General features: G+C 74.2%; 12 protein-coding genes. 2 read left to right on the forward strand and 10 right to left on the reverse strand.

Annotation, left to right across the window (positions count from 1 at the left end; translation table 11 throughout):
- The first annotated feature begins 122 nt into the window (after positions 1 to 122).
- Positions 123 to 1,535 carry an NAD(P)/FAD-dependent oxidoreductase gene (locus EBO15_RS40605; RefSeq protein WP_122199775.1) on the forward strand — a complete coding sequence of 471 codons (1,413 nt, stop codon included), beginning with the start codon at positions 123 to 125 and terminating at the stop codon, positions 1,533 to 1,535.
- 58 nt (positions 1,536 to 1,593) lie between these two features.
- On the opposite strand, the gene EBO15_RS40610 is transcribed toward EBO15_RS40605, so the two are convergent.
- The 3 genes from EBO15_RS40610 to EBO15_RS40620 are packed head-to-tail and all read right to left on the reverse strand — an operon-like array spanning position 1,594 to position 3,487.
- Positions 1,594 to 2,385, reverse strand: coding sequence for a putative protein N(5)-glutamine methyltransferase (locus tag EBO15_RS40610; protein ID WP_122199782.1), 792 nt, complete (start codon positions 2,383 to 2,385; stop codon positions 1,594 to 1,596).
- A gap of 31 nt (positions 2,386 to 2,416) precedes the next feature.
- Complete coding sequence (locus EBO15_RS40615; RefSeq protein WP_122199776.1) at positions 2,417 to 2,923, reverse strand: DinB family protein; 507 nt, start codon at positions 2,921 to 2,923, stop codon at positions 2,417 to 2,419.
- A 45-nt stretch (positions 2,924 to 2,968) separates the two neighbouring features.
- Entirely contained in the window at positions 2,969 to 3,487 is a 519-nt protein-coding gene (locus EBO15_RS40620) for a PH domain-containing protein (RefSeq protein ID WP_233616809.1), read from the reverse strand.
- A gap of 192 nt (positions 3,488 to 3,679) precedes the next feature.
- Here EBO15_RS40620 and EBO15_RS40625 point away from each other — a divergent pair, with 192 nt between their 5' ends.
- A complete protein-coding gene (locus EBO15_RS40625) occupies positions 3,680 to 4,393 on the forward strand; it encodes a hypothetical protein (protein ID WP_122199777.1) in 714 nt (237 codons plus the stop codon).
- Here the strand turns inward: EBO15_RS40625 and EBO15_RS40630 are convergent.
- The 7 genes from EBO15_RS40630 to EBO15_RS40660 form a co-directional block, all read right to left on the reverse strand.
- Positions 4,354 to 5,586, reverse strand: coding sequence for a hypothetical protein (locus EBO15_RS40630; protein WP_122199778.1), 1,233 nt, complete (start codon positions 5,584 to 5,586; stop codon positions 4,354 to 4,356). The genes EBO15_RS40625 and EBO15_RS40630 overlap by 40 nt on opposite strands.
- Before the next feature lie 187 nt (positions 5,587 to 5,773).
- Positions 5,774 to 6,625, reverse strand: coding sequence for a transporter substrate-binding domain-containing protein (locus tag EBO15_RS40635; protein ID WP_122199779.1), 852 nt, complete (start codon positions 6,623 to 6,625; stop codon positions 5,774 to 5,776).
- A gap of 11 nt (positions 6,626 to 6,636) precedes the next feature.
- On the reverse strand, positions 6,637 to 8,157 hold the full coding sequence (locus EBO15_RS40640; protein ID WP_233616810.1) for a hypothetical protein: 1,521 nt from the start codon (positions 8,155 to 8,157) through the stop codon (positions 6,637 to 6,639).
- Complete coding sequence (locus tag EBO15_RS46970; RefSeq protein WP_122199780.1) at positions 8,154 to 9,074, reverse strand: FHA domain-containing protein; 921 nt, start codon at positions 9,072 to 9,074, stop codon at positions 8,154 to 8,156. The genes EBO15_RS40640 and EBO15_RS46970 overlap by 4 nt, the downstream gene beginning before the upstream one ends.
- 2 nt (positions 9,075 to 9,076) lie before the next feature.
- Positions 9,077 to 10,408, reverse strand: coding sequence for a vWA domain-containing protein (locus tag EBO15_RS40650; protein WP_122199781.1), 1,332 nt, complete (start codon positions 10,406 to 10,408; stop codon positions 9,077 to 9,079).
- Positions 10,405 to 11,673, reverse strand: a complete 1,269-nt coding sequence (locus EBO15_RS40655; RefSeq protein WP_122199785.1) for a PP2C family serine/threonine-protein phosphatase — start codon at positions 11,671 to 11,673, stop codon at positions 10,405 to 10,407. The genes EBO15_RS40650 and EBO15_RS40655 overlap by 4 nt, the downstream gene beginning before the upstream one ends.
- A gap of 20 nt (positions 11,674 to 11,693) precedes the next feature.
- The coding region (locus EBO15_RS40660) for a tetratricopeptide repeat protein (protein ID WP_147481881.1) at positions 11,694 to 12,619 on the reverse strand (926 nt) is incomplete at its 5' end.

Raw genomic sequence — 12,619 nt, forward strand, 5'->3', positions numbered from 1 at the left:
GCACCTGACCGGCCCGCCGTCCGCGCCGGACCACGGCGCGGACGGCCCGCCGGCGGGTCACCGGGCACGAACACCCCGCGCCGCGCCGCGTCGGCGCCGCGGGGACCGAGGGAGTTGGAAATGTGAATCCGCTGAGGGCACTCGCCGACGCCGAGCCGGTCTCGTTCTGGCTGGCGGACGGGGAACGACCCGAACCCGGACCCGCGCTCGTCGGGGACCACGTGTGCGACCTCGCCGTCATCGGCGGCGGTTACAGCGGTCTCTGGACGGCGCTGCTCGCCAAGGAGCGCGACCCGTCCCTGGACGTGGTGGTGCTGGAGGCCGACCGCGTCGGCGGCGCCGCCTCCGGACGCAACGGCGGCTTCTGCGCCGCGAGCCTGACCCACGGCATCGGCAACGGCATGGAACGCTGGCCGGACGAGATGCCGCTGCTCGAACGCCTCGGCATGGACAACCTGGCCGGGATCGGCGACACGCTCACCCGCTACGGCATCGACGCCCAGTGGGAGCGGACGGGCGAGATGGCCGTCGCGACCGAGCCCTGGCAGCTGGACGGCCTCCACGAGGAGGTCGAGACGGCCGCACGCCTGGGGCGGGAGCTCGTCCCGCTGGACGCCGACGAGGTCCGCGCCCAGCTCGGATCCCCGACCTACCTGGGCGGTCTCTGGGACCGCGACGGGGTCGCGATGGTCCATCCGGCGCGGCTCGCGTGGGGTCTCGCCGACGCGTGCCGCTCGCTGGGCGTCCGCATCCACGAGAACACCCGCGTCACCGGCCTGTCCGCCGACCGGCGCGGGCCCATGCGGGTCAGCGGCGCGTACGGGTCGGTGACGGCCCGCCGGATCGCGCTCGCGACCGGCGCGTTCCCGCCGCTGCTGCGCAGGCTGCGGCACTTCCTCGTCCCGGTCTACGACTACGCGCTGGTCACCGAGCCGCTGTCGGCCGAGCAGAAGGCCGCGATCGGCTGGAACGCCCGGCAGGGCGTCGGCGACACCGCGAACCAGTTCCACTACTACCGGCTCACCGCGGACGACCGGATCCTGTGGGGCGGCTACGACGCGATCTACCACTACGGCAACGGCGTCCACGCCGAGCTGGAGCGGCGGCCGCGGACGTTCGCGACCCTCGCCAAGCACTTCTTCACCACGTTCCCGCAGCTCGAGGGGGTCCGCTTCAGCAACGCGTGGGGAGGCGTCATCGACACCTGCAGCCGGTTCAGCGCGTTCTACGGCACCGCGCACTCCGGGCGCCTCGCCTACGCCGCCGGGTACACCGGCCTCGGTGTCGGCGCGACCCGGTTCGGCGCGGACGTCATGCTCGACATGCTCGGCGTCGGCCTGCGGCCCGGCGAGCGGACCGAGCGGACGCGGCTGAAGATGGTCCGCTCCAAGCCCGTCCCGTTCCCGCCCGAGCCGCTGCGGTACGGCGTGATCGAGCTGACCCGCCGGGAGATCGCCCGCGCCGACCGCAACGCGGGACGCCGGGGGCCGTGGCTCGGCCTGCTCGACCGCCTCGGCCTCGGCTTCGACAGCTGACCCGACCCGCCGCGAGCGCGCCGCGCCGGACGCCTTCTGGCGGTCCGGCGCGGCGCGGTCAGGGCCTGCGGCCGATGACGATGGTCGCGTTCCAGTCCTCGTCGGTGGCGATCCGGGGTTCCAGGCCGCCTCCGGCGAAGGCCGCGAGGGCGGCTTCGGCCTGGCGTTCGCTCGTCTCGCAGAGCAGGTGGCCGCCGGGGGAGAGCCAGGCGGCGGCGTCAGCGGTGACGCGGCGCATGACCTCCAGGCCGTCCCCGCCGCCGTCCAGGGCCACGTGGGCCTCGTGGTCGCGGGCCTCGGCGGGCAGCAGCCCGATCTCGCCGGACGGCACGTACGGCACGTTCGCGAGCAGGACGCCGATGCGTCCGCGCAGGGATCCGGGCAGGGCGTCGAACAGGTCGCCCTCGTGGACGCGGCCTCCGGGCACGTTGCGGCGCGCGCAGGCGACGGCCGCCGGATCGACGTCGGCGGCGTGCAGTTCGAGACCGTGCACGGACGCGGCCAGCGCGGCGCCGAGCGCGCCGGAGCCGCAGCACAGGTCCACCGCGACGGCGCCCGGACGGGCGAGCGCGGCGGCCTCGCGGATCAGCGCCTCGGTGCGGCGGCGGGGCACGAAGACGCCCCGGTCCACCGAGATCCGGAGGCCGTGGAACTCGGCGAAGCCGACGACGTGCTCCAGGGGCTCGCCGTCCGCGCGGCGCGTGATCATCGCGTCCAGCTCGCCGGGGGTGGACGCGGCGGACAGGATCAGGTCGGCCTCGTCCTCGGCGAAGACGCATCCGGCCTTCCGCAGCCGGGCGGTGACCTCCGCGTGGTCCCTGCGGGCGTCCTTGTCGGTGGCTCCGTCGATGGCTCCGTCGGCGGCTCCGCCGGTGGCTTCCTCAGTCGCCAACCGTGCCGTCCAGCAGCTCGCGCATGATGTCGATGTGGCCCACGTGGCGCGCGGTCTCGGTGCCCATGTGCCCGAGCATCCAGCCGACCGTGGGGGTGCCGGACCGCTCGTCCCGGGTGTGGACGCCGAGCCGGTCCAGGGGGAGCGACGCGACGATCTCGTCCGTGCGGGCGCACTGCCGCGCGTACTCGTCGAGCAGCCGTGCGAACGGGACGTCGTCGACGTCGAACTCGGCGTCGGGGTCCTCGGCCGTCCAGGGGACGCGGTTGGGCTCGTCCAGCAGGACGTGCTCGAACCACAGGTGCTCGACCCAGCGCAGGTGGTTCACGACGCCGGCCACGGACATCAGCGGGGACGTCTCCTTGAGCGGGTGCCGGTGGGCGAGGTCGTCCGAAAGGCCCTCGCACTTGCGGTGGACGTTGACCCGCTGCGCCTGGAGGAAACCGGTCAGCAGGGCACGTTCGTCCCCTCTGCCGGGCACATAGGTACGTTCCATTCCCCCATCCTGACATCGGGGGACGGGTGGTCCGGCACGGGATCCCTAGTCCGGGGCGGCGTCGCGCGCGCCGAAGACCAGGGAGGAGACCTCCAGGTACAGCTGCTCGGGGTACGGCATGAAGGTGACGTGGTCGAAGCCCTGGTTCTGGCCCGCGGACTCGATGAGGAACTCGCCGTAGCCGAGCATCCGGCCGAGCACCGACCGGTCGAACCGGATGTCGGTGACCTTGCCGAGCGGCATCATCGCGACCTGGCGGTTCAGCACACCGGTGATCATCATGATCCGGTGCTCGGTGACCAGGAAGAACTGGATCGACCAGGCGAAGACCCGCCAGAGCAGGTAGCCGAGCGAGACGACCCACAGGAACCAGACCCAGGCGAAGCCGGTGAACGCGTTCACGGCGGCGCACGCCACGAGCGCCAGGAACGCGGCCGAGACGGGCAGCAGCAGCGTCGCCGGGTGCTGGCGCACCGCGATGACGTGGCCCTCGTAGTTCATCAGATAGCGGTCGACGGTCCGCGATCCGGCGTCCCGGAAGACCATCATGTCCTGCATGTTCATGGTCGCGTCCTCGTCGTGATCTGTTGGCCCCAACGGTAGCGGACCGGCGGGGCGGCGGGCACTGGCCGCGTGGTGCGGTCTCGCGGGACCGCCTTCCCCGGACGGACGCGTGGTACGCGCGGGACAGGGGTTTCCCTCGGGGGTCGCGGCTCGCCCTTGTGCGGGCGCGTCCGGGTCATGATGATGTTGCGCATGGACGCCGCGCGGGAGGCCTGGCCGGGAACCGAAGCCGTGCCCACTGGGGCGCGCGGGCCCAGCGGCGCCTTCGCCCCCGACGTCACCGGACGGCCCGTCTGGCGGCTCCTGGTGCGCGGCATCGGCGTGTACATGCCGGGCTGGGCCGAGCCGTCCGGCGCGTTCAGCGTGGCCGTGCCGCACGGGCGCAGCGAGTTCGGCGCACCCCCGCAGGACGGCTTCGGCGGCACCCCGTGGGACGTGCCCGAGACGGCGATGCCGCCGGGATTCGGGCCGCCCGCGTTCGTGGCGGGCGAATCCGGCTTCGGGCTGCACCTGCCCGAGCGGCGCAAGGGCCTCGAACCCGACCGCGAGATCTACGTGCGCGGCCAGGAGAACCCGAGTTTCGGCATCGTCATCGCCGGTCCCGCCTCCGCCGTCGGGAGCCGGGTCGTGGACGCGGACGGGCTCGTCCGGTTCGCGCGGAAGCTGACCTTCGAGGAGCTCTTCGAACCGGGCGACGCGTCGTCGGTGCCGTACGCGGTGCGCGCCGCGCGGGCCGTGCAGAACGTCGTGCTGCTCGACCGCGGATCGGGGATCGGGCTGTGCGCCGAGGCCGACCAGCGGACCGGGACGGCGCGCTGCCCCGTGTTCGTCCGGCTCGGCGGTCCCGCCGAGCGGACCGTCCGCGCCTACGCGCTCGCGCCCCAGGCGGTCAGCTCCCACAGCTGATGCGCGGGCAGGCGCCGCAGCCGGACGATCGCGGTCGACGGGTCCCAGTACACCTCGTCGTTCTCCAGCTCCAGGGACTGCGCCGGGTCGAGCACGGCCGCGACCAGCTCCTCCCGCGTCCGGACGGCGAGCAGCGGCCCGATCTGAGCGACCGCGCCCGCGCTCTCGTACAGCACGCGCAGCAGCGACTTCAGCGCCGCCTCGTCCTCGGGGGCGCGGCCCGCCGGGACGATCGCGGGGACGGAGGGCAGGGCGGGCAGGGAGGGCGCGGCGCCCGGATCGCGGCCGAGGCCGCCCGCGGGAGGGACGCCGCCGCCGGGCACCAGGTCCGCGCCGGTCGAGATGAGCAGCGCGGTGAACGCCCCGGCCAGCTCCTCCATCTGGCGTCCGCCGAGGAAGTAGCGGCGCTGGTCCGGGATGGCGGAACCCGTGCCGTCGGCGTCCTCGACCGTCCGGAACCGCACCTGGAGGCCGTTGGCGCGCAGGCACGCCTCGTACATCTCGCCGAGGATGTCCTGGAGCTGCTCGTCCCGGCTCCACAGCCGTCCGGTCGCGGTGACCGACAGGCCGTCGCCGCCGACCTTCGGTCGGCCCGCGAGCGCCGACGCGACGGCGCTGTCGAGCTCGCCCTCGGTGTACCGGAGCAGCTCGGCGACGACGTCCTCGACGTCCTCCAGGGTGCGGGTGAGGGCGCGCTGGAGCTCCAGCATCTCGGCGCCGCCGCGTTCGACCTCGGTCAGGCGCGCGACCGCCTCGTCCACCCGTTCCGCGACCTCTCCGCCGCCGCCCGCCGTGGCGGTCGTGGCCGCCCGCACGGACGTCTCCATCTCGCCGAGCTTGCGGCGCAGCGCGGCCAGCGTGATCCGCTGCTGCTCCAGATCCTGGAGCCGTCCGGCCTGGGACCGCAGGAACGAGTCGGCCTGGTGGACCAGCCGGGCCAGCTCCTCCACCTGCCCGGAGTTGTCGCGGAGCCGCGAGTCGAGCGCGGGCAGCACGTCCCGCTTGACCCGGGACAGCTCGGCGGTGAGCTGCTCGCCGACCGTCACCAGCACGCTGTTCTGCTTGGTGACCTGGTCGTTCAGCTCGTCCACGCGGCGGGCGAAGGCGCGCGCCTGCTCGCGGCTCTGCCGCCCCGCCCACAGCTCCATCGCCCCGACCACGACGCACAGCACCACCAGGACGAGCGTCGTCATGGCACCCCTCAGGACCGCGGTGGACGTTTCCTGCGTGTTTTGAACGCGACCATAACTTACGATCACGGGACGCGACCGGCACTTACGTAACCGATGGATCTCAGTGACCGGCCGGTAGCAATCGTCCGAATCCCCCCTCCGGGACGGGGTCCACGGCGCCCGAAGGCGCGGTCCCGTCCCGGTGAGGTCACTCGCAGCCCTCGAACTGGGGCACGGTCCAGGTGAAGTCGAGATCGCTCGACCCGAACTGCACCTGGAGCAGCCTCCCCGGGATGTTCTGCTGGTACATCTGCGTGATCGCCTTGTTGACCGCCTCGCACCCGTCCACGTCGCCCTGCTTGATGCCGACGCCGTACGGCTCGTCCGAGAACGAGGTCTTCACCAACTTCAGCGCGGGACCCCCCTCGCGGGCGTTCTCGGCGTACAGCCCGGCGAGGATCAGGTCGTCGGTGGACACCGCGTCGAGCTGCTTCGCGACCAGCTTGGTCAGGCAGTCGTTGTAGCCGGTCGCGTCGACCGGGACGACCGGGACGCCGCGTTCCTTCTGGACGCGCGGGAACGACACCGACTTCTTCACCCTGCACACCCTGCGGCCCGCCAGGTGGTGCACGTCCGTCACCTGCGCGGCGTCGGACGCGCGCACGAGGATGCTCTGGTGCGCGACGTAGTACGGACCGGCGAACGAGACCTTCGTCTTGCGGTCGGGGGTGATCGAGTAGCTGCCCACGACGAGGTCGACCTCGCCCTTCTGGAGCTTCCCCTCGCGGTTGTCCGCCGTGATCGTCTTGAACTCGACGGTCTTCACGTGCATGAACTTCGCGATCTGCTTGGCGATCTCGATGTCGAAGCCCTGGTAGGTGCTCCCGGACAGCCGGCCGAGGCCGGGCTGGTCGGCGTAGACACCGATGATCAGCTTGTCCTTGGTCGCGACGGACGACCCCGACGCCCCCGCGACCCCGCACGCCGTCAGGGCCGCCGACGCCGCCAGGCCCACCGCCAGTGCCCGGAAGGTGAGTCCTCTCGTTCCCCGGGTGCGCATCCCCCGCCTCCTCATCGGTACTCCGCCAGGCGGGGCCGGACGCCCACGACGAGCAGCAGCACGACGACCAGCCCCGCGATCGGCAGCGCGTACTGCCAGCCCTGGGTGCCGCCCTTGCCGTCCTTCATGGCCTTGTCGAACGTCGTCTGGTGGACGGCGGCGAGCTTGACGAGGCTGTCGTCGTAGGCGGCGTAGTCGGTCGCGGCCTGGCCGGTCTGCAACGCGATCGCCGCGCCGGTCTGCTTGACCTTGGCCAGGTCGCGCATCTGCCGGTCGTTCGCCTGGAACCGCTGGAAACCGCGCAGGACGGCGCCCAGGGCCTTCGCGTCGCTGCTCGGACGGTGTCCCTCGGCGCCCAGGAACCCCAGGATGGGATGGTCCTTCGGGCCCGTCTTGAGCGTCTTCAGCGCCCTGACCGAGTCCTGGTACCCGGCGAGGTTGTCGGCGGGCAGGTACAGGACGGTCTGGGACTTGCTCTGGAACACCTGCTCGTAGGTGTCGCCGCGTTCCGGGTCGAGCAGGTACCGCGTCTGGTCGGCCTGCGCGCTGTTGCCGATCGCGCGCGCACGAGCGAGCGCGAGGATCGAGTCGAACCCGTCCGTCTTGGCCTTGGACAGCGACGCCGCCTCGCTTCCGAGCATCGCGGCCGTCCAGGCGACGACGACCACCACGGCGACCGTCGTGAGCGCCAGCGGAAGGTTCAGCAGCCGCCGGAACCGCCTCGCCATGGACCACTGGAACCCGGCCAGCAGCACCAGCAGGACGAGCCCGGTGACGACCACGATGGTCCGGCCGGTCAGGACGGCGGACCGCTTGTCCTCGTAGGTGTGCCGGACGATCGTGCCGTTGTCGAGCGTCAGGTTGTACGCCTGCGGCAGCAGCTCCAGCTTCATCAGGTCGGTCGCGGAGCGGTACAGCTTCGTGACCTGCGTGGACGCCTGCCCGGGGGAGTGCACGGGGCCGTTCTGGTCCTGGAGCAGGGCCTGCCCGGCGAACTGCTCGTAGCGGCCCAGGGCGTCCAGGAGCGACCGCGCGGTCTGCCGCTCGGTGCTGTCGCGGGCCAGCCGCGCCGCCTGGATCAGGGCCTCGTCGGCCCTGCTGCGGCTGTCGGTATAGCGGTCGATCGCCTGCTGGCGGTCGTCCTTGTGCGCGGGGCCGTCGCCGACCAGCAGCGCGTGCGCGAGCTGCGCGTCCATGTCGGTGAGGCGGAAGTAGAGGTCGCCGGTCGCGATGACCTGCGGACCCGCCGTGTCGATGACCCGGACGCCGGTGCGCGCGTCGTCGACGCCGTTCCAGGCGAGCAGGAGCAGCGCCACGAGGACGACCACGACGCCCGCGACGAACGCCCGGATGCGTCCGGAGTTGGTGCTCGGCACGGCGCGGCGCAGGCCCTTGCGGGGCGGCGTGGCCGCGGCTCGTGCGCGCACGTCCGCCAGCCCCGGCCGGACACCGCCGGACGGAGCGGGCGGCCCCGCCTGGGGAGCGGGCACCGGCGCGGGGGACGCGCCCCCCTGCCGCTGGACGGCCGTCATGGCGTCCCGCCTCTCGTGAGCGTGATGGTCGTCCAGGCCCCGACGTGGACGCGGTCGCCCTCGCCCACCGGGACCTCCACGTTGTTCGGGATCGGGTCGGTCGAGCCGTTCACGCACGTCCCGTTGGCCGAGCCCGGGTCGACCAGCGACCAGCGGCCGTCGGTGCGGGCGAGCAGGACCGCGTGGGTGTGCGAGACGCCCGGGTCCTCCGGGGGCTGGCGCAGGTCGATCTGCGGGTCGGTGCCGCGGCTCGGGCTGCGCCGTCCGATCAGCACCCGCTCCCCGGAGAGCGGGATGCGGCGCTCGGGCGCGAACGGCGGGAACACGATGCGCGCGGCGTCCGGGCCGTTCATCGCGATCACCGCGTCGTAGTAGGCCCGGTCGGCGGCGATGACGGCGACCCATTCCGTCTGCGCCGGCCCGGATGTGACAGGGGGCCCGGGCGGAACCGGAGGCGTCGTCACGGGCGGACCGGGGTGCGGGGGGCCGGGCTGCGGCGGCAGGGGCGGGGGCCCGGGCTGCGGGCCCGGGTGCGGAAGCGGCGGCGGCGAAGGGGGACCCGGCTTCGGTCCGGGCGGGGGGCCCGGGGGCATGGGCGGGTTCGGCGCGGGCATCGGGTTGGACGGCTCGCCTCCCGCCGGATGCGGGCTCGGCCGCCCGCCGCCGGTGGCGAAGTCGTAGCCGCACTGCTCGCAGAACCGGTCCGCGGCGGGGGTGCCGCAGTCCGGGCACGGCATGCCGGGCATCACCATCGCCTGCGTCGACATGCCCCCCGTCGGAGGGGCCGGGGGCGCCCCCACGGAGAGCGGCCCCGCGGGCGGCATCGCCGGAGGCGCGGACGACCCGCCGATGCGCTCGCCGCAGACGTCGCAGTAGTCGTCGGAGCCGGAGGTGTGCCCGGCGGGGCAGAGAGCCATGATCAGACCTCGGAACGGCGGGTCCGGACCGTCTCGTCCTTGCGTGTCCGGACGGTCTTGGTGGACGTGGTGTCGAGGGACATCTCGTCGGCCTTCTCCACGTTCGCCTTCAGCCGGACGGTCCCGGTGGCGGGGTCGAGGACGTCCACGACCTTGCGCAGCGCCGCCGTGACCGCCTCGTTGCCCGCCTCGTCGGCGAGCTTCACGGCGCGGCCGAGCCGGGCGGTCGCGGTGTCGAGGTCGCCGTCCCGGCGGGCGGCCAGGCCCTCCTGGATCACGTCGGCCAGCTCGGACTGCCCGGTGTAGTGCGCCACCCGCGCGTTGATCTTGGTGGAGAGGGCCTCGTCGTCGGTCCACTGCGCGAGCACGTTCCCGGTGGCGAGGACCTGCGCCTCCTGGCCGGGACCGCCCGGCACGACCAGCTTCACCCACGCCGCGCGCAGCTCCTTGCCGACCTCGCCGGGCGGCACCTCCACGCAGATCTGGTAGTCGCGGCTCTCGGCGCCCCACGCGCCGAGCGGGTAGTCGCCCGCCTGCGGCGCGGTCTCGGCGCGCATCGCCGACAGGTCCTGGACGTTCGGCATGACCTGCTTGACGAACTTCAGGCGCGCGGTCTGCGGCGTCCACACGCGCAGCGCCACGTCCGCGACGGCCTTGCCCATCGCCGCCTGGGTCATCGCGCGGAAGTCGGCGACCAGGTCGGCCGGGTCGGCGACGATGTCCACGGTGCCGAGCAGCGCGTTGGCGACCTTGCGCAGCTCGGCGACCTCCCAGTCGGTCCCGACGCCGCGGCAGTCGCACACGAACCGGCCGGCGCAGCGGGCCAGGACCGCCTGCAGCTCCTCCGGGCTCTCGTGCTGGTTCTTGCCGTCGGTCAGCAGGATCGCGTGCCGGACGCCGGCCTGGTACGGGTCGAAGAGCTGGTCGGCCAGCCGCAGCCAGGAGCCGATCGCGGTGCCGCCCTGCGCGGTCAGCCGCTTCAGCGCGGCCTTGGCCGCCGCCCGGTTCCGCTCGTTGGCGGGCACCAACGCCGCCTGCTGCGGGAACACCATCTTCGCGCTGTTCGACCCGGACACCACCGCGAACATCACGCCGTCGCGGAGGGTGTCCACGGCGGTCTGCGCGGCGGCGATCGCCGCGCGCAGTTTGGTGTCGGGGTAGGTCATCGACCCCGAGGTGTCGATGATGATGACCTCGGCCGCCTGCGCGGCCGGCGCCGCCGCCGCCACACCCCCGGCCGACTCGACCGAGACGATGGCGTGCACCTCGCGGCCGCCCTCGGGGAGGTACTTGTTCTGGTCGATCTTGACGGTGAACTGCGGCTGGTCGCTCATCGGTCCTGCTCCGTCCTCGGGGCGGCCGCCATCGGGAGCACGGCCACCGTGATGTTGTCGCGTCCGCCCGCGTCCAGGGCGTGGCGCACCAGGATCCTGGCGGCGCCGGTCGGGTCGGCGGCCGGGTCCGCCTGCGCGTTCCGCAGGACGGCCGCCAGGTCCCCGGCGCCGGGGAAGTAGTTCCAGAGGCCGTCGCTGCACACCAGCAGCGTGCCGGGCCGGTCCGGGACGAAGCCGCGCACGTGCGGCCGGACCTCGCCCGCGTCCGCGCCCATCCACGCCGTGATGACGTGCGCGTTCGGGTGCGCCTCGGCCTCGGCCTCGGTCAGTGCGCCGGACGCGACCATGAACGCCGCCCACGAGTCGTCGTCGGTCAGCCGCCGGGACGGCCCGAGCGGGAGCGTCTCGGCGTCCGGCGTGGTGGCGTTCGGGTCGCCCTTCAGGTCGGCGGTGACCTGCGAGGAGTCCAGCTCGCCGGTGTCGCGGAGGGCCGCGGACGGGGACGTGTCGGACTCGCTCAGCCAGTACGCGCGGCTGTCGCCGACCCAGCCGACGGTCACGCCGTCCGGGCCGGTCACCGCGGCGACGAACGTGCAGGACGGCGACGCCTCCGGGGAGTCGGCGAGGCCCGCGACGGCCTCCGCCGCCTTCCGCACCGCCGCCCGGACGGCGTCGCCCGGCGCCGCGCCCGCGCCGAGCGCCGTGGCGATCTCGGCCGCCGCGGTGTCGGCGGCGGCGCGGGACGCGGTCTCCGGACGCGGCGACGACCCGACCCCGTCGCACACCACGGCGGCGACGCCGGTGGTGTGCGGCGCGATCGCGAACGCGTCCTCGTTGCGCGCGTACCGCTTGCCCCGGTCGCTCACCCCGGCCACCGGGCCGCCCGGCGTCACGAGCTCGACCTCCAGGTGGTCGCGGTCGGCGGGCTGCTTCATCCCGCAGTGCTCGCAGTAGCCCTCGCCGTCGACGGCGGCCTCCCCGCACCCGACGCACCGGGTCCGCCCGGACGGGCGCGGGGCGCCGCTCCCGGGCCGTCCGGCGATCAGCTGGCGCCCGCAGTTCTCGCAGAACGCCTCGCCCGGGTACACGACCACGCCGCACTGCGGGCAGGCCAGCTCGGCGGGCTTCACCGCGCCCTGCTCCCTCCGCGCGCCGGTGCCGCCCGCGTTCGCCTCTCCCGCGCCCCCGGCGCCGTCCCCCGCGGCCGGTCCGTTCGCGGCGCTCTCGTTCGCTTCCACAGCGGTGTCGTTGCCCTCCCCGTTCATGTCCCCGTTCCCGTTCCCGTTCACAGCAGCGTCCGCGGGCGGACGGCGTTGGCGGCGTCGACGAGCAGCCGCTTCTCCTCGCGGTCCCGGGTGAGCCGGGCGAGCGCCCGGTACGTCCCCTCCAGGCGGCGGCGCAGCGGCTGCTCGGCGAGCGGCACGCCGAAGACGTCCCCGCCCTGGGCCGGCCCGGGGACGCCGCCCGGCACGAGCCCGCGCATCGTCCAGTCGAGCGCGGCCTCCAGGACCTCGGCGGCCAGCAGGTCCCGGTGCTCCCCGGCCAGGTCGAGCCGCTCCAGCCGCTGCGCGGCGATGACCAGCTCGCCCGGGGTCAGCCGCTCGGCGGGACGTCCCCGCACGGCGACGCCGACCGCCGCGACCTGCGCCGGGACGAACCGGATCGACGTCGCCGGAACCGAGTCGAGCACCGCGACGGCGCCCGGGCGGTCGTCCGCGGCGAGCTTCACCCGGGCCAGCCCGAACGCGGCGTTGATGTGGCTCCGGTCGGTGCGCCAGACCGTCTCGTAGAGGCGCGCCGCGTCCTGCGGCGCCCGATGCTCGCGGCAGGCGGCGAGCGCCATCTTCGGCGCGAGCTCGCCGGGCATCAGCGAGTAGAGCCGGTCGAACGCGGCGTCCGCGGGCTCGATCCGGCCCGCAGCGAGCAGCGCGACCGCCCGGTACCACTCGATCCGCCAGTCGTGCGGGCGGTCGGCCGCGACCTCCTCGAGCAGCCGCTCGGCCCGCCCGGACTCGCCCAGCTCGATCAGGACGCGCGCGAGCGTCAGCTTCACCTCGGGCGTGCGCGTCGGCGCGGCCTCGATCGAGGCGGCGAGCTGCGCGGGCTCCAGCGCGGTGAGGCCCGCGAGGAACCCGGCCGCCGGGTCCGAGCCGTCCACGAGCGGGACGGGCAGGGACGCGGCGAGCCGCGCGGGCGTCAGCGCGGGCAGCG

This window comes from Actinomadura harenae, from assembly GCF_003696215.1.
Lineage (GTDB): Bacteria > Actinomycetota > Actinomycetes > Streptosporangiales > Streptosporangiaceae > Spirillospora > Spirillospora harenae.

Bases quoted from the DNA above. Each gene is read 5' to 3' on its own strand.
- EBO15_RS40615 (WP_122199776.1), bottom strand. From the start codon at position 2,923: ATGGAACGTACCTATGTGCCCGGCAGAGGGGACGAACGTGCCCTGCTG.
- EBO15_RS40620 (WP_233616809.1), bottom strand. From the start codon at position 3,487: ATGAACATGCAGGACATGATGGTCTTCCGGGACGCCGGATCGCGGACC.
- EBO15_RS40625 (WP_122199777.1), top strand. From the start codon at position 3,680: ATGGACGCCGCGCGGGAGGCCTGGCCGGGAACCGAAGCCGTGCCCACT.
- EBO15_RS40630 (WP_122199778.1), bottom strand. From the start codon at position 5,586: ATGACGACGCTCGTCCTGGTGGTGCTGTGCGTCGTGGTCGGGGCGATG.
- EBO15_RS40635 (WP_122199779.1), bottom strand. From the start codon at position 6,625: ATGCGCACCCGGGGAACGAGAGGACTCACCTTCCGGGCACTGGCGGTG.
- EBO15_RS40640 (WP_233616810.1), bottom strand. From the start codon at position 8,157: ATGACGGCCGTCCAGCGGCAGGGGGGCGCGTCCCCCGCGCCGGTGCCC.
- EBO15_RS46970 (WP_122199780.1), bottom strand. From the start codon at position 9,074: ATGGCTCTCTGCCCCGCCGGGCACACCTCCGGCTCCGACGACTACTGC.
- EBO15_RS40650 (WP_122199781.1), bottom strand. From the start codon at position 10,408: ATGAGCGACCAGCCGCAGTTCACCGTCAAGATCGACCAGAACAAGTAC.
- EBO15_RS40655 (WP_122199785.1), bottom strand. From the start codon at position 11,673: ATGAACGGGGAGGGCAACGACACCGCTGTGGAAGCGAACGAGAGCGCC.